16 protein-coding genes are annotated in these 16,343 nt (G+C 43.7%); 10 read left to right on the forward strand and 6 right to left on the reverse strand.

Annotated features, from left to right (window positions below):
• Both VB714_RS04485 and VB714_RS04490 read left to right on the forward strand, forming a co-directional pair.
• The coding region (locus VB714_RS04485; protein WP_323221599.1) for a CapA family protein at positions 1-852 on the forward strand (852 nt) is incomplete at its 5' end.
• A 98-nt stretch (positions 853-950) separates the two neighbouring features.
• Complete coding sequence (locus VB714_RS04490) at positions 951-1,838, forward strand: HEAT repeat domain-containing protein (protein WP_323221601.1); 888 nt, start codon at positions 951-953, stop codon at positions 1,836-1,838.
• Between the two features lie 22 nt (positions 1,839-1,860).
• Here the strand turns inward: VB714_RS04490 and VB714_RS04495 are convergent, their stop codons facing one another.
• Complete coding sequence (locus VB714_RS04495) at positions 1,861-2,190, reverse strand: antibiotic biosynthesis monooxygenase (RefSeq protein ID WP_323221603.1); 330 nt, start codon at positions 2,188-2,190, stop codon at positions 1,861-1,863.
• A gap of 167 nt (positions 2,191-2,357) precedes the next feature.
• Here VB714_RS04495 and VB714_RS04500 point away from each other — a divergent pair, with 167 nt between their 5' ends.
• From VB714_RS04500 to VB714_RS04510, 3 genes are all read left to right on the forward strand, one after another.
• Positions 2,358-3,200, forward strand: a complete 843-nt coding sequence (locus tag VB714_RS04500; RefSeq protein ID WP_323221605.1) for a pentapeptide repeat-containing protein — start codon at positions 2,358-2,360, stop codon at positions 3,198-3,200.
• Positions 3,201-3,338: 138 nt separating this feature from the next.
• A complete protein-coding gene (locus VB714_RS04505; protein ID WP_323221608.1) occupies positions 3,339-3,929 on the forward strand; it encodes a J domain-containing protein in 591 nt (196 codons plus the stop codon).
• A 39-nt stretch (positions 3,930-3,968) separates the two neighbouring features.
• A complete protein-coding gene (locus VB714_RS04510) occupies positions 3,969-4,628 on the forward strand; it encodes a DUF2301 domain-containing membrane protein (protein WP_323221609.1) in 660 nt (219 codons plus the stop codon).
• Positions 4,629-4,715: 87 nt separating this feature from the next.
• Here VB714_RS04510 and VB714_RS04515 read toward each other — a convergent pair whose 3' ends face one another.
• The 5 genes from VB714_RS04515 to VB714_RS04535 form a co-directional block, all read right to left on the reverse strand.
• Positions 4,716-5,219: an NAD(P)H-quinone oxidoreductase subunit J gene (locus tag VB714_RS04515; protein WP_204105132.1), complete on the reverse strand. Its 504-nt coding sequence runs from the start codon at positions 5,217-5,219 to the stop codon at positions 4,716-4,718.
• On the reverse strand, positions 5,220-5,957 hold the full coding sequence (locus tag VB714_RS04520) for an NADH dehydrogenase subunit K (RefSeq protein WP_323221612.1): 738 nt from the start codon (positions 5,955-5,957) through the stop codon (positions 5,220-5,222). It abuts the gene before it with no gap.
• A complete protein-coding gene (ndhC, locus tag VB714_RS04525) occupies positions 5,948-6,310 on the reverse strand; it encodes a photosynthetic/respiratory NAD(P)H-quinone oxidoreductase subunit C (RefSeq protein WP_204105133.1) in 363 nt (120 codons plus the stop codon). Before ndhC ends, VB714_RS04520 begins: the two co-directional genes overlap by 10 nt.
• A 119-nt stretch (positions 6,311-6,429) precedes the next feature.
• Positions 6,430-7,635 (reverse strand): hypothetical protein, encoded by a 1,206-nt coding sequence (locus VB714_RS04530; protein ID WP_323221615.1) that lies wholly within the window; start codon positions 7,633-7,635, stop codon positions 6,430-6,432.
• Positions 7,636-7,674: 39 nt separating this feature from the next.
• Entirely contained in the window at positions 7,675-9,378 is a 1,704-nt protein-coding gene (locus VB714_RS04535) for an iron uptake porin (RefSeq protein ID WP_323221618.1), read from the reverse strand.
• A gap of 621 nt (positions 9,379-9,999) precedes the next feature.
• On the opposite strand from VB714_RS04535, the gene VB714_RS04540 reads away from it, so the two are divergent.
• The 5 genes from VB714_RS04540 to dnaN all read left to right on the forward strand — a co-directional run.
• Positions 10,000-10,824, forward strand: coding sequence for a glycosyltransferase family 2 protein (locus VB714_RS04540; protein WP_323221620.1), 825 nt, complete (start codon positions 10,000-10,002; stop codon positions 10,822-10,824).
• Positions 10,825-10,893: 69 nt separating this feature from the next.
• A complete protein-coding gene (locus tag VB714_RS04545; protein ID WP_323221623.1) occupies positions 10,894-13,671 on the forward strand; it encodes a DUF2225 domain-containing protein in 2,778 nt (925 codons plus the stop codon).
• A 213-nt stretch (positions 13,672-13,884) separates the two neighbouring features.
• Positions 13,885-14,766: an aldose epimerase gene (locus tag VB714_RS04550; protein WP_323221625.1), complete on the forward strand. Its 882-nt coding sequence runs from the start codon at positions 13,885-13,887 to the stop codon at positions 14,764-14,766.
• A gap of 29 nt (positions 14,767-14,795) precedes the next feature.
• A complete protein-coding gene (ispE, locus tag VB714_RS04555; RefSeq protein WP_323221628.1) occupies positions 14,796-15,737 on the forward strand; it encodes a 4-(cytidine 5'-diphospho)-2-C-methyl-D-erythritol kinase in 942 nt (313 codons plus the stop codon).
• An 82-nt stretch (positions 15,738-15,819) separates the two neighbouring features.
• Positions 15,820-16,343, forward strand: a 524-nt coding sequence (gene dnaN, locus VB714_RS04560; protein WP_323221630.1) for a DNA polymerase III subunit beta, incomplete at its 3' end; no start/stop codon positions are given.

The raw sequence follows: 16,343 nt of genomic DNA on the forward strand, positions 1-16,343 counted from the left end.
TTTGCCTTTCGCACGCCTTCCGATTACAGCAACCTCTTGAAAGAGGCAGGATTTAATGTTTTAAATATCGCCAATAATCATTCTTTTGACTTTGGCGATCGCGGTTTCCAAGATACGGTTGCTAATATCGAAAAAGCGGGGATAAAAGCTATTGGAGAAAAAGATAAAATTGTTTATACCTATCACGAAGGAGCAAAAATTGCTTGGCTTGGTTTTAGCTACTTTCCTCATCAGAATTCTATCTTGAACTTGCCTAAATCCCTCGCTTTGGTACGAGAAGCAGAAGCAAATGCAGATATCGTCATCGTTTCCATTCATGCTGGTGCAGAAGGAACAGGAGCGATGCACGTCAAGGATCGCACGGAATATTTCTATGGTGAAAATCGCGGCAATTTAGTGCAGTTTTCGCGCAGTGCTATTGACGCAGGAGCCGACTTGATTTTAGGACACGGCCCCCACGTTCCTCGTAGTTTAGAACTCTATCGCCACAAATTAATTGCCTATTCTTTAGGCAATTTTTTAGGCTATAAAACCTTTTCTACTGAAGCAGAATTAGCGTATTCTTTAGTCTTAGAAGTGGAATTAGACGATCGCGGCGACTTTCTCTCGGGTCAAATTCATCCAGTACGATTGCAAAAGAACGGTATTCCCCAACCGAGCGATCGTGGAGAAACCATCCAACTCATGCACCGTCTCACACAAACCGATTTTCCGCATACTCCCCTGACAATTACCCCAGAAGGACAAATTCTCAGAAATGACGCGATCCTAGCTCAGGAAGATCGCGATCGCATCAATACTTCTCTAACAGAATTTTTCCTACCGACGGGAATTGCAGCCCCGGAAAATTAATCCCATTCAATGACAAAAATTTGAACAAAATAGATATCTTTTTCTGAGAAGGATAGCTTAACATAAAACTTAGCGGCAGTAATTTTGGAGAGATATTTATGGATATTGTTATTGGATTGCTGATGGGTTTTAGCATCTCAGCCATAGTTGGTACAGGAGTACGGCGCACGGCTCTAGAAAAACAAAGCCGGGGTGAAGAAATTCGCTTGGAAAAACTGCGTCAAGAACTTAATAATGTCCACGAACTTCAATTACAACAGACCATTCAATCTTTAAAAACCGACTATTTACAACAATCTGAAGCGAAAGAAATTGAGTTAAAGCAAAACTATCAACGTCAATTAGCTGAGGCGATCGCTGCTCAACAGCAAGAAGCTCAACAGGCGATCGCCGCTCAACAGCAAGAAACTCAACAGGCGATCGCTGCCCAGAAACAAGAAACTCAACAGGCGATCGCTGCCCAGAAACAAGAAACTCAACGGGCGATCGAGCAACTAGAGAACAAACACACCCAAGAATTAGCAGTCTTAAAAGCAAAAATTATTGCTGCATTTGCATCTCAACCATCAGAGAAAATTAAAGTTGAGCCTGTGCAAAAAGGAGTTTCTGGGAGTCAAACCGCCGATCTTCCTCAACTTTTTAACTCTATCTACGATCCCGATCCTGTTATTCGCCAGCAAGCAGTCTTGGCGATCGGCAATATTGCCGCAGAGAAAAAAGTGAGAAAAGAGATAGAGCGAGCCATTCCTGTTTTAGGTAAACTCTCCCAAGATACAGAGCCTTCTGTGCGTTTAGCCGCCGTTACCGCCTTAGCACAAGTTAATTCCCAAGAAGTTGTCACCTATTTGCAACGCACCCTCAATGATGCCGACAGCACTGTTATGCAAGCCGCCAGCGAAGCGATCGCCAAATTTAAACGTTATGCCCCCAAAGTCGCCAAACCCGCGCCGCCGAATGCCGCCGCTAAATCTCAACTCCTGCAATAAAGGCGATCGCATTGCTTTTTGATTAAGTTTTCCCGCTAATTTCACTACTCACTTGATAAAAGGAAGTAGTGGGCGGGGAAACAAACAAGTGAGCCATGTCCTTTAGTATCTTTTCGTGAGTTTCATTTCGATTAGAGTCCATATCTTCGATATTATCCCAGAGAATTAAAGCAATCCCCTTATCTGTATTAGGTTCTTCCCGCAATAAGTAAGCTCCTTTAAAGCCGTGGGTATAAGTCGAAACAGCATTAGCGAATAACCTTTCAGCTTCGGCAAACTTACCCGGTTTAAATTCCCCAATTGCCACGTAAGCATAGTTATGCTTGAGAAAATCCATGAATTCTGCTGACATCAGAACCTCCGCGATTGATTGACTGTTATTAGTAAAGCGCAAACCACAACTGCAAAAGCATCTTTTCAGAAAATTTTCCTTTTTTACTTACTTTTTTCCTCCTTTTCCTCAGTCATAATTCTCTCAAAATTTGCTACAATTTGACGAATAACGAGATGTGAATCTGGATGAATCGACAAGAAATTCTCAAACAATATGAGGCGGGAGAACGAAGTTTTTGCGACCTCGAATTAGCCGAAATCGATTTAAGTTCAGCGATTTTAAAAGGAGTCGATTTCACGGGTTCAATTTTAGCCAAGGCTAATTTTAAAAACTCAGACTTAAGCAACTCTAACTTGAGTAGTGTAAATCTGGAAGATGCCGATCTTGAATTGACAAACTTTTCCCGAAGCGATCTGAGTATGGCGGAATTGATACAAGCCAATCTCAGTAATGCTATCTTTAATTTAGCCTTTTTCACTGGCGCGGATTTAATGGAGACTTATTGTTTAAATTCTCAATTTGTGGGAGCAGAATTGATTGGTGTTAATTTTGCTTCTGCAACGTTGATTGGAGCGAGTTTGATGGGAGCAAACTTAATGGGATCGGATTTGAGTGGCGCAAATTTTAGTCGGACTTATCTTTATTCTGCTAATTTAAGTGAAACAAATATTGATGAGATTAACTTACAAGGAGCGCTCTACAATGCTCAAACTCAATTTCCTGTAGGTTTAGAGCCGATCGCGGCTGGAGCTTACCTGATTGCTCCTCATGTTAACCTTTCTGGAAAAAATTTAAGCGGGATTGACTTACCCAGTGCCAATTTAAGCGGTGCAGATTTAACCCATGCGGATTTAAGGCGATCGAAGTTGATTTTGGCAAATTTAAGCGGTGCAGATTTAAGTGGTGCAGATTTAAGTGGTGCGGATTTAAGTGGTGCGGATTTAAGTGGTGCTAATATCAAAGATACCAAGCTCGATGGGACAAAGCTCAATGGTGCAATTCTTCCTGATGAGACAGTAAGTTGTTAGTTTAGCGGAATATTATTGAATTGCGTAAGTCCTATGATTTGCACTAGATCCTCGATTTTTCTCATTACAATCATCACAACCGAGCCATTCTGAGTTATTTTTGAGATTGAATAGCGGTCTTCTAGGAAACTGGTAGGAATGAATTTGGTGCAGTGCTATCGCGTATTAGGGCTAGAATTTGGGGCAGAATTGGAGCAAATTAAAGGCTCCTATCGACGTTTGGCTAGACAATATCACCCCGATGTCAATCCTGACAATCAGGGGGAAGCACAAGCCAAATTTATTGAGATTACAGAAGCGTATCAATTCCTTCTCAAAACGGGTAAATCTCTGCCACGTATTATCTCTCCCCCTCCTCCTCCCGTTCGCCCCAAAACTCCCATTTATCAACAACCGATAAAAGCGAAAATTCCCCGTCCTCCTTTATCGGAACGAGAACGATCGCTTAAGTTTGAATCCTACCAACTCCTGCAAGACTTGCTGAAAAAACGTCGTTTTGCTAGGGCGATCGCCGTAGTGGAAGGGTTAGCGATTCGCCTTCCTCACGATATCGAAGTGCGTCAATGGCAGGCGATCGCCTATCAATGTTGGGGACGACATCTTATTAACCAACGCCAATTTGACAAAGCTAGACTCTATCTTAAAAAAGCCCTTCGCACCGATCCTCACAATCGCTCTCTCTGGGCAGAGATCGAGAAAGAATTTCGCCGCCTAGAAAAGATGGTTTAAAATGAATCATTAATGGTTCATCGATAATTATTTATTGCAATGGTAACTGCTTCTCAATCTACTGAAACCGTAATTTATCAAGGACAGTTTGGCGAATTTACAATCACCGATCGCGATCGCCAAGGAGTCATTATTTACCGCAGTGGTTTGGCTGTGGCTGCACTCTCTTTCCTGCTAGGAACGAGTTTACTATTGTGGCAGGGTGCAACACCTTTCGTTTTAAATATTTTAACGGTTTTATTTGCCTTCTTTGCTCTAGGTTTAGGCACTAGCCTGTTAACGATTCACATTTATTTAGTGCCGCTACATCGATTGTTACAGATGTTTTGGCTAGTGGGAACGGTTTTTTCCACGGCGATCGCCTTTTCTTCTCCGGAACCCCTCGCTTTGTTCGTTTATAAACACCCTCTCACACTTCTCGGGACGGGCTTTATTTTTGCAGCCTTAACAGGCATTTATTTTAAAGAAGCCTTTTGTTTTAATCGCTTGGAAACGAAACTCTTAACTCCCCTTGTTCCCATTCTCTTATTGGGTTTTATGGCAGGAATTTTCCCCTCGGAAATTCAGCAACTTTTTCTGGCCAGTTGGAGTATTTTATTTGCTGTTTTCGCCCTTCGTAAAGTCTTCCAAGCAATTCCCCCGGATATTGGTGATAAATCTGTTTTTTCCTATCTCGAAAATCAAAAGCAACAAAATTAAATCTAAGCATTCCGGCGCGATCGCATCCCCAATATCGCGTAGGGACGTTAAATTTAACGTCCCTACACAATCGGATTATTCCCCAAATTAATAAGCGTCTTGCAACTCATAAAAATCCGGTGAAATGTAATCCTTGCGTAACGGCCAGCCGATCCAATCTTCCGGCATTAACAAGCGCTTGAGATTGGGGTGTCCCTCATAAACAATCCCATACATATCGTAGGTTTCTCGTTCCTGCCAATCGGCTCCTTTCCAGATCCAATACAGTGAAGAAACAGTCGGATTTTCTCGCGGTAAAAACACCTTAACTCGAATTTCTTCCGGCTTATCAACATTATCATCGACCTTAATCAAATGATAAAAACTAACTAATTCCTTGCCAGGTCCGACATCATAACCCCCCTGACACTGCATACAGTTAAACCCATAAGCATAGAGTGCCGTTGCCACGGGAATGAGAAATTCCGCATCCACCTTAATGACTTCAACCCCCAAATGGTCCTTCTCTAGGGCTTCGTGACCGAAACCATTTTCCGTTAACCAACTGGAAACTTTACCGGCTTCAACAATTTCAGTTTCTGCTTCGCTCACTTAAACCTCCTCCTTTTCAGTTGCTTCTTCCAACGCGATCGGCATTCCCATCGCCGCAGCTAACTCTTTTGGGGGGGCTTTGCGGGTAGCCGAAGCTAAATATTCCCCGGTTAAAATTGGCTCTACCGACTTCATTCCGTGGGTCGTGCTGTAATAACGATGGGTTTGTTGTAGCACTTGTTCGCGTTCTTGGATAGACTCATTCGCCACCTTCTTGCGTAACTTGACGATCGCATCCATAATCGCCTCGGGACGGGGAGGACAACCTGGAATATAGACATCGACGGGAATGAGTTTATCCACCCCTCGCACGGCGCTGGGAGAGTCCATACTGAACATTCCCCCAGTAATCGTACAGGCTCCCATCGCGATCACATATTTGGGGTCTGGCATTTGTTCGTAAAGACGCACTAAAGCGGGAGCCATTTTCATCGTAATCGTCCCTGCAGTGATGATTAAATCCGCTTGACGGGGGCTTGCCCGAGGCACTAGCCCAAAACGGTCAAAATCGAAGCGAGAGCCGATCATGGCTGCAAATTCGATGAAACAGCAAGCCGTCCCGTAGAGCATCGGCCACAAACTGGACAATCTGGCCCAGTTATGGAGATCGTCTACGGTGGTTAAAATAATGTTTTCCGATAATTCTTGGGTCACTCCAGTGCGGTTGACAGGATTGAGAATTTTTTCGGTTTGTTGCTGCGCGATCGCAGTTTGAGATTGAGGATTATTCACGACCATTCCAAGGCTCCTTTTCTCCAAGCGTACACGAGAGCCACTACGAGAATGGCAATAAAAATAAGGGCTTCCACAAAGGCTAGTAGTCCCAATTGACTGAAAGCAACCGCCCAGGGGTAGAGAAAGACGGTTTCCACGTCAAAAACGACGAAAACCAAAGCAAACATATAGTAGCGAATATTAAATTGAATCCATGCGCCCCCCATGGGTTCCATGCCAGATTCGTAGGTGGTGCGCCGTTCTGCACCTCCCGTTCGCGGTCGCAAGAGGAAGGATGCCGTTAGTGCCAAAACAGGCACTGAACTGGCCAAAATCAGAAATCCTAGGAAGTATTCGTAACCACTGAGGTGAAACACGCGCTCTCCTCGCTATTTTGTGTAACAGGGTTTGCAATTTTTGATTATACGGGGTTTGGGGGGTGAAGGAAAGGGCGATCGCCACTCAATTTAGATTCTTTCCTTAAATCGACTAAATGTTAGCGATCGGGGAATGGACCAAAGATAATTTGCCCAGAAAAGGATTGTCCTGCGGTGGGTTCTTTTGTGTCTACATTGAAAACTTGTAAGCGCAACACTTGTCCGTCTTGTCCAACTACTGTAACCACTGCATTATTCCCACTCAATCCCACAGAAGTCGATTTTGCTGCCACGCCATTAATTAAAACATTGCCACTAGAATCGGTACTGAGGACATTGCCACCAATAACATAATCGGAAGGGAGGGTGACGATCGCCGGAAAGTCTCCCCGTTGTACACTGACTGAGAAGGTCGTGCCGTTTTCATCGGTAAAGGTGCCGCTATCCCCACTAATCCCTGGAGAGATAGCTGCATCGTAGCTTAAGAGAGTGACGGTGGCATTAATAGTGGTAGAATTTGCATTAGGGTCGGGGATTTCTGTGGCGATCGTGGCGGCTGACGAGGAACTGGCAGAAAGACTGCTGGAACCCGATGAAGCAGCCATAGGATCGCTGGCTCCACTAATGGCACTCGATAGGAAGGATTGCGAAAAACCTGAATTGTTGGGGCTGCGGGAGGGTGCTGAGGCGATCGCCCCGGCATTGATAAGATTGCTGGCGGTTGGTAAAGCTACATTAAAACCATTAAAAAGCTGTCCCTGCAAGAGATTTTCAAATTCTGCTTGGTTGAACTGTTCGATCGCGCCTATTTCCCCCGCAACGCTAATGGAAACGCGCTGTTTGGCTTTGAGGCGAAGCGAGGCTACGCTAGGATCGTCTAGATCGGCGACTTCAACTTCTCCTTCAAGTACGCTAATTGTTCCTTCTCGTTTGGCATTCACTTCGATCGCGTAGGTTGTACCGCGAGTCGCAGCAACAATCGATCCCACACAACCTCGGGCGGGACCGGAAATAACAACTCTTCCCTGACGCACTTCTACACAACGACTGCCGACAATAAAGGAGGAATTGCGACCGATGCGAATGGAGGCATTATTATTGAACTTGAGTCCTGCCCTGGCTTGTTCGGTTCTAACTTGTTGTCCCGATCGCGCAATGTTATTTAATCGCGCTTTTTGTCCTTGAATAAAAACGCGATCGCTGTCAAGAATTTCAATAATTGTTGCACTGGTAATTTGTTGCCCTTGTACGGGAATCTGGGGTAGGGCGATCGTTAACGATAATGCGATCGCAAAGATAACTAAGAATTTCTTAATGTACATCATTTTGTTATCAGTTAGTTATTATTGCTTAATTGTACCCGATCAAAAACGGAAAACTGTACGCACCGAGCCTACAAAAATTGTACTATTATCGCGAATGTGGCCGGGATTGGTGACGAGGAAAAATCCCGGTAAAATCGAGAGATTATCGTTAAGGCGAAAGCGGTAAAAGGTTTCCAAATGGAGAGATGTATCGGCATCAATTCGTTCGATCGCGGCTCCTGCAATCAGTTTAGGGGGAATTCCTAACATGAGTGCGAAAAAGTCTCCTTCTCGTCCAAAAGGGTCAGCAATGCCGAGGGAGAGGGAGCCTGTTGCACTGAGGGCGATCGCCTGAGATTCGCGCGATCGCGTCAAAGCAAATCCCCCCCATGCTCCTAAAACAACGTTAGGATGAAGGCGAATTTGCATGGTAAAATTTAGCGCATGAATATCGGCGGGTTCGAGAAAAAAGCCCGAGGTATCGGCGTTAAAACTTCCTGTTAGTGTATCTAAGCGCCCATCACTAGCGTAACCATTCAGATAAGCTACCCCCGTAATTATATTTTCGGAAGGTTTGCTCAGAACTTGTATCCCCAAGGTGCGATGACTGGCATCAAATAAGCCTCTCCCGGAACTATTCCGAACACCGTAAGCCATTTGCAAGCGAGTGCGATCGCTCACTAACCAATCAAAGCCAAAGCCTGAATTTAAAGCACCAATTTGTAAGAAAGGACTCCCAGAGGCAAAGCGAGAAACTGCGCCATGTCCGGATTCAAGATAGGGAGTATTAGCAGTGAGAACATCAGTAAGGCTAAACCCTAGGGGTTTAACTGTGAAAACGACGCGATTGTTAAAAGCAGCCGTGCGATATTCAAGAGAATTGAGAACGATATCGTTACTTAAACCCGATTGGGAATTGAGCAAGGCCATGTAAGTATTGAGAACTTGAAAATTAGCAAAGCCAAGGTTATCAAAATTCCCAGTACTGAAGGCAAAAGTAAAGCGATCGCGTCCAGTAAAAGAAGTTAAAAAGGCGAGTTGAGTTTGATGGGTAAAAACTGTTTCCGTGTTGCCAAAACCGGGTGGATTTCCTCCCGCAGGAGTGGCTAAATTAAGAACAGTTTGACCGCCAAATTTTACAGTTGTTGAAAATTGATTGGCTTGTAGTTCGGTAATTCTGGCTTCTAAACTATCAACTTGGCTGGAAGTTGTAGCAAGTTCGGTCAATTCCTGCTGAAAGTTTTCTCTTAATTTTTGAACGGTTTCTCTATCAACCGCAAGCAAATTTTGTAGATTGGCCAAACAATAATTTAAGCCTACAGCAAAATCACTGCGACTGAGGGTTTGCTGCCCGCGAAAAATGTCGTCTGAGGTCTGCAAACAATTATATCGTTCTGCCAGCGATCGCAATGCTTCGTAAGCCCAATCTGTGGGTTGTACGTCTTGCAATTGGAAAACAGGGAGAATATTTTCCCAAGCATCTGTGGGGGTTTCTGGAGGAGGTAAAAAGTCCTCCTGGCGATCGGAGAAAAGAAGCTCTCTCGCTCTAGGATCGGATTCTGTAAAATTGTCAGGAGAAGAGGATATTGCTGGGAGAAAGCGTTGGCGATTCTCCTCTGACTGTGCTAAGACTCGATCGGGTAAAAAAAGCGTGAAAAACTGCCATGCGAGTAAAGAATAAATCCCATACACTGGCAGCGATCGCGCAAACCTCATCTTTACATTAGGGGCTTGATTCCCGTTTGTCCGATATCTCTTCCGCATAATCTAACAAACTCGATACTCAAATACAAGTTTTTTCTTATAATAGCTTAAACGAGTTTGGCGATCGCAAAGAAAAGTCGGAAAGTAGTTTTAACACCACCTTCCGACGTTTAGCTCCCAAACTTTAAAATTTTAATAATCGAAACTTATAGGCTTTCTGATAACTTGACTCGCGATTGAGGGGGAAAAATCCTTGATTGCAACCGCGAACTTATTTATAGTATGTCCATAAAATCCGAGGGCGTAAATATAGAAAAATTGATATGTTTTTTGTCAAAAAGACGGAAAAGCGATCGCCATCTTGATAAAAGTTGATAAAAGTTGACAAAACAGCCCACCGATTTATTTACACTGAATTTCCAAGGGCGATCGCCCTTGAAAAACCGAGATGGGGAATAGTATGGCGGTTGGATATGAGCGATCGGCTAAGATGAGAAACATATTCTAGTTGTGGTATTAGAACTCATCGCACGGGCAAAAGCAGAGGGCTGGAAGATGCTGGATTTAGCAGGAATGGAGTTGACAGAGTTGATATGAGAATATATCCTCAGCAAAGCGGATTTGATATAAAACCCACGATCGAAAAAGCGATCGCGCCTTCAAAAAATAGATGTAAAATAAATGTTTGAGGTCATTATTCCGGTTAAAAATCGCAGCGAAATTAAACAATGTGTCGATTCGTTAATTAATCCAGAAAATGTACGCGATCGCGTTTACAATAACTCACCCAAACGAGTCATTATTTGTGATGGCGGCTCGAGCGATCGCCCTTGCATTTCAGCTTTACAAGAATTGCAAAAACGGGACACTGTAGAGATTCTCTCCTATCCTAGTTCTCAGTTTAACAAGTCTCGTTTAATCAATCAAGGGATTTTGCATTCTCATGGGGAATATTTACTCATCTCCGATGCTGATATTATTTGGAATGCAGAAACGCTGACAAAATTACTCGATCGCGTTAAATTGCAGGAAAAGGCGATCGCTTGCGTGCAGAATGTTGCAGAATCTAATCCTGCTGCTGAAGTTTTAAAACGCGATCGCTATACTTATAAAATTGCGGTTGAGAATAATATCCCTTTGGTTAAAATTGTTCGAGAAGAGAACAATATAAGCGAAAATCGTCCCGGTTGCGGTTTAATCTGCACTCGCAAAAGCACATTAATAGCATTAGGAGGATATAAAGAAATCTTTCAAGGATGGGGATGGGAAGATCGGGATTTATTGATGCGTGCAGAACTATTAGGATTTGAGATTTGTTGGACGGGTAAAGTAATTCATCTTTCTCATTCAGATAATGTCAGAAATCAGAGCAACGATCGTTCTATTATGACAACAAGAAATCTTAATATTATAGCTTCCCTTCATTCTTTACAAAAAAGCGCGATCGGCGATCTAGGCAAATATCAAATAAGAAAACATCCTGAATTGTTCAAGAATCGAAAATAGAGTAAACATTGCTTGCTCATAATATTTGAGCCATAATGAAAAGATACTGCTTGAAAAAGAGAAGGAAAGATGCTCATTAAACCTCGTTATCTCAGACAATTTTCTCAAGCGATCGCGATCGCCTTTTTATTTGCATTGGGAGGAATTTTTCCTAGTCTGGCACAAAATACACCTAAACGCTTTTCTCAATGGTGTTCTCATCTCGATAGTTTCCCCGCAAATACTCAAAATACTATTAAAATACTCCTCGAACAAGCAGAAACAAGGGATTGCGATCGCGCTGAAGAAATTCTGAGTTCAATGCTACAACTCTCTTTAAGCGGTCGAGAAATTAGCGATTTACGTCCTCTTGCTTCTTTCACTAATCTCAAGGCTTTATCTTTAAATCACAATCAAATTGTAGATGTTTCTCCCCTTGCTAATTTAACCAATGTCACCTTTCTGATTTTGGGATTTAATCAAATTGTAGATGTTTCTCCCCTTGCTAATTTAACGAACTTAACTTATCTCGATCTAACTAAAAATAACGTTACCAATATTCAATCCCTAGCAACCTTAACTCAACTCAGTTCTTTATCTGCGCTTGATAACCCCATTGCTCAGAAAATATGCCCTATTAAACCCACAACAGTTTGTGCTTTTAGTGACGATAGTGGCGATGTTTTGGCCAGCGCAGAAAACTTCTACGAACAAGGTAAATTTAAAGAGGCGATCGCCGAATTTGAGAAAGCCCTCGATACTTATCAACAAGCCAGCGATCGCGTGCGAGAAGGTCATGTACTCAACCGATTGGGAGATAGTTATCGCAGTTTAGCAAAATATCCTCAAGCCCTAGAATTTTACGACAAAGCTCTAGAAAAACGGCAAGAATCAACGGATTTGCTGCGGTTTAGTACCACTTTAATTAGTCTGGCGGATATTTACGAACGTCTCGGACAATACAATCAAGCTAAGGAATATATAGAACAAGCAATTGTCAAACTTTCTCGGCAGAAAAATGATAGCAATTTGATTGCAGAAGGTGGGATCTATGCTTTGCCGACTCAAGAAGCAAGATTGCTGGAAAATTTAGCTAGAATTGAGAACAAATTAGGACAAAGCGATCGCGCCTATTTTACTGCCCAACGCTCCCTCGAAATCTATGATAAAATGATTTCTCTCCTCGAAATATCCGAAGCAGAAGATTATACCGAAATCATTCAAGGAAAACAGAAAATTCTCGATCTCATTGGTAGAATATCCATCGATCGCGGACAACCGAGAAAAGGATTAGAATCTTTAGAAAAGGCGCTTTCTTTTGCCCGAGAAATTGGCGATCGCGCTGGAGAAGCTAAAACCCTCAATAATATCGGAGAAGCCTATCTCGCTTTAGGAAACCCCAAAAATGCACTAAAATTCTATCAACAAGCCGTCACGGGCTTTATAGAGGTAGGAGATCGCGCCGGAGAAGGGACAGCCTTAACCAATATGGGGGCAACTTTAATAGAACTGGAACGATACGACGAAGCCAGTACCCATCTCCTCAATGGGATTAAAATCTGGGAAAATCTGCGACCTGGACTCAGTGACGAAAATAAAGTATCTCTGTTTGAAGTACAGGCACAAACCTATCAATATTTGCAAAATGCCCTGGTTAAGCGCGATCGCATCGAAGAATCCCTCGAAATTGCCGAACGAGGACGCGCCAGGGCATTTGTCGAATTATTAGCCTCCCGTACTCAAGGGGAAATTAGCGCCCCAGACTCCCCTAATATCGACGAAATTCGGGCGATCGCCAAGGAACAAAATGCCACCATTGTGCAGTATTCTCTCATTGGCGAAGAGGTTTATATTTGGGTGATCCAACCCAATGGAATCATCGATCTGCGAATTGCCAAACCCGAACCCCCAAAAGAGGAAAAAACCGAGAAAGTTGTCTTTAGTAGCTTAGTCGCCAATACTCGCAATTCACTATTTTCCAGAAGACCCCGCGAGACACAACTCGAATTGCGAAAATTTCATAAACTGTTAATTGAACCCATCGCCAGCTTACTCCCCAAGGACCCCGAACAGCGAGTTATTTTGATTCCCCAAGGTTCCTTATTTTTAATTCCTTTTGCAGCATTGCAAGATGAAGCTCAACAATATTTAATCGAACAACATACCCTATTAGTCGCCCCCTCCATCCAAGTTCTCGATCTAACGCGCCAGCGTAAAGAAAGCCTTCACGAACGCGGCGGTGATACTCTGATTGTGGGTAATCCCACCATGCCCAGTATTTCAGACAGCTTAGGAGATCCCCCTCAACCCTTACCCGCCCTAGCAGGTGCAGAAATAGAAGCCAAAGAAATTGCCAATCTTTTATCCGCAGAAGCACTGATCGGAGATACAGCCAGCGAAAACGCGATCGCCAAAGCCATGCCCGATGCTAAAATTATTCACCTTGCTACCCACGGGCTCCTCGATGAACTAGACTATTTAGGCTTAGGGACTCCAGGCGCGATCGCCCTAACTCCCGACTCTAGCCCTCAAACCGACGGTTTATTAACATCTAGTGAAATTTTTGATCTTGATTTAAGCGCAGAATTAGTCGTGTTGAGTGCCTGTAATACTGGACGGGGAAAGATTACCGGGGATGGAGTCATCGGCTTATCTCGTTCCTTTATCGCAGCAGGAGTGCCTAGCGTCGTCGTCTCCCTCTGGGCGGTTCCCGATGCCCCCACAGCCGACTTAATGACCGAATTTTACCGCCAACTGCAACAAAACCCCGATAAAGCCAAAGCCTTACGAGAAGCCATGCTAAAGGCGATCGAGCAATACCAAAATCCCCGAGATTGGGCTGCATTTGTTTTAATTGGAGAAAGATAATGAATAGCGATAAATCCCCGCTATCAACTATCAACTATCAACTAAAAAAGTACCCAGCAAGAGCCGGGTACTGTTCGGGGTAATTCAGAGTTCACTTGAGTCCTTAATTTGTAGTCTAGAGTAATTAACATGAAGAATCCGTAAAGACAACCGTAAAAAACATCAAGATTTAGTTAAATCCGCACAAAATTTCGAGATTGGAGGGGAAACGCAATGAATGAGGCTTACAAGATCGCCTTAAAACAAAATCAATATCCGACTTATATTCTGTCCGATCGCGAAGCCGGATCCCGTTTGGAAGTCGTGCCAGAAAGAGGGGGAATCATTACAGGCTGGCGCGTTCAAGGGCAAGATATTTTGTATCTCGATGCAGAACGCTTTGCTAACCCCGAATTAAGCATTCGCGGAGGCATTCCCATTCTTTTCCCCATTTGCGGGAATATGCCGGAAAATCTTTACGTTCATCAAGGGCAGTCCTATAAACTCAAACAGCACGGTTTTGCTAGGGATATGCCTTGGGAGTTTCGAGAATCCTCTGTGGACGAACTCGCCAGCATTACCCTCGTCCTCAACAGCGACGAAAATACCCTTAAGGTTTATCCCTTTGATTTTGAATTGAGGTTTACTTATCAAATTCAAGGACATCGCTTGCTGCTAAAACAACACTACAGCAACAAATCCAGCGAAATCATGCCCTTTGCTACCGGATTTCATCCCTATTTTCAAATCTTAGAGCAAAATAAATCTCAGTTAGAATTTGAAATCCCGGCCAAGCGATCGCAAGATCAAAATACCAAGGAAACTCAACCCTTTAAAAATCGCTTTGATTTCGATCGCGATGAAATTGATGTTGCTTTATTTCCCCTGAAGCGCAACTCGGCATCCATGACCAACCCCGTCCAAAAATTTAAAATTACCCTAACCTACACCGATATCTTTACAACCCTCGTATTTTGGACTGTAAAAGATAAAAACTATTGTTGTCTCGAACCCTGGAGTTCCCCCCGTAATGCCCTCAATAGCAAGGAAAATTTAGTTTATCTCGAACCCGGTGAAAGTTGCGAAGCTACGGTAGAATTGAGCGTTAGCTATTAATCAGGCAACAGAATACTACTCCCCAGTTCATGAAAAGTTACACTCTCATTGCTCCCGCGAAAATTAATTTGTATTTGGAAATTGTGGGCGATCGCGTCGATGGGTTTCACGAATTGGTGATGATCCTGCAAAGTATCGAACTGGCCGATCGCGTGACGATTACACCCAATCAGATTCCTGCTTTTCAGGTTCGCTGCGATCGCGTTGAACTGGCAGATGAAAAGCAAAATCTCGCCTACAAAGCCGCCCAAATTATGCGCCAAGAGTTTCCCGAGGAGTTTGCCAATTGGGGAGGGGCGGATATTTTACTCGAGAAACAGATTCCCATCGCGGCGGGACTAGCAGGGGGTTCGACAGACGCGGCGGCGGTTTTGGTGGGGTTAAACCTGATCTGGAATTTGGGACTGACTCAGCCAGAATTGCAAGATTTAGGCGCTCAATTGGGGTCTGACGTGCCTTTTTGCTTATTGGGAGGAACCGCGATCGCCACGGGACGCGGGGAAATTTTAGACCCCATTATTAGCCCTCACGGCCTTTGGGTCGTCCTCGCCAAACACGAAAATCTCGCCGTTTCGACTCCCTGGGCTTATCAAACCTATCGTCAGCAATTTGGCCATACTTATCTCAAAGATGCCTCGGAGATGGAGTCTCGCGCTACACAATTACATTCAAGTCCCCTGATGGAGGCGATCGCCCATAACGACACCGTAAAAATCGCCCAAAACCTCTATAACGATTTAGAAAAAGTCGTCCTACCCGAATACCCTCAAGTCCAAAAATTGAAAGAATCTTTCCAAAATGCGTCGGTATTGGGTACGATGATGTCCGGTTCGGGTCCCACTGTTTTTGCCCTATGCGAATCACGCCAAGAAGCAGAACGAGTCAAAACCAAAGTTGCAACAGAAATGGCAGATGCCGCGATCGGCTTCTGGATAACGCAACTCTCTGGTAACGGAATTTCAATTCAATGAAAAATTATCAATGAACAATTATCAATAAATTACCGATCGCCTCTCCCTATTCCCTATCACCCATTACCAATTACCAGAAAAAATGAAACTAATTTGTTCTCAAAGCGACCTCAATAGTAATCTTAGTTTGGTCAGTCGTGCAGTGCCTTCTCGTCCTACTCATCCCGTCCTCGGTAACGTTCTCCTCATTGCCGATGAAACCAAGCAAAATGTCAGTTTGCGTGCCTTTGACCTCAGTTTAGGCATTCAAACCAGTTTTCCCGCACAAGTCGAAATTGGTGGCAAAATTACACTTCCCGCAAAAACTCTCAATGATATTATTTCCCGTTTACCTGAAGGGGAAATTACTCTCACTCAAGATGAAGGAGAAGACGACGGAGAAGGAACGATCGTGCGCTTAATTTCTACTTCTGGACGCTATCAACTTCGTAGTTTGGACGCGGAAGAATTTCCCGAATTACCAACAGTAGAAGACGGAGAATCGGTATTATTTCCCATTGAAGCCTTACAAGAAGGATTGCGGGCAACTCTTTTTGCAGCTAGTAATGAAGAAGGCAAGCAAGTATTAACTGGAGTTCATGTTATTTTAGGTGCCGATGCGATCGA

This window comes from Spirulina sp. 06S082, from assembly GCF_034932145.1.
In the GTDB taxonomy this organism is placed as follows: Bacteria; Cyanobacteriota; Cyanobacteriia; order Cyanobacteriales; family Spirulinaceae; genus CCY15215.

Coding starts and splice junctions, on each gene's coding strand:
- VB714_RS04505 (WP_323221608.1), top strand. CDS start 3,339: ATGAATTTGGTGCAGTGCTATCGCGTATTAGGGCTAGAATTTGGGGCA.
- VB714_RS04530 (WP_323221615.1), bottom strand. CDS start 7,635: ATGATGTACATTAAGAAATTCTTAGTTATCTTTGCGATCGCATTATCG.
- VB714_RS04495 (WP_323221603.1), bottom strand. CDS start 2,190: ATGTCAGCAGAATTCATGGATTTTCTCAAGCATAACTATGCTTACGTG.
- VB714_RS04540 (WP_323221620.1), top strand. CDS start 10,000: ATGTTTGAGGTCATTATTCCGGTTAAAAATCGCAGCGAAATTAAACAA.
- VB714_RS04545 (WP_323221623.1), top strand. CDS start 10,894: ATGCTCATTAAACCTCGTTATCTCAGACAATTTTCTCAAGCGATCGCG.
- VB714_RS04535 (WP_323221618.1), bottom strand. CDS start 9,378: ATGCGGAAGAGATATCGGACAAACGGGAATCAAGCCCCTAATGTAAAG.
- VB714_RS04550 (WP_323221625.1), top strand. CDS start 13,885: ATGAATGAGGCTTACAAGATCGCCTTAAAACAAAATCAATATCCGACT.
- VB714_RS04490 (WP_323221601.1), top strand. CDS start 951: ATGGATATTGTTATTGGATTGCTGATGGGTTTTAGCATCTCAGCCATA.
- ispE (WP_323221628.1), top strand. CDS start 14,796: ATGAAAAGTTACACTCTCATTGCTCCCGCGAAAATTAATTTGTATTTG.
- VB714_RS04500 (WP_323221605.1), top strand. CDS start 2,358: ATGAATCGACAAGAAATTCTCAAACAATATGAGGCGGGAGAACGAAGT.
- VB714_RS04510 (WP_323221609.1), top strand. CDS start 3,969: ATGGTAACTGCTTCTCAATCTACTGAAACCGTAATTTATCAAGGACAG.
- VB714_RS04520 (WP_323221612.1), bottom strand. CDS start 5,957: ATGGTCGTGAATAATCCTCAATCTCAAACTGCGATCGCGCAGCAACAA.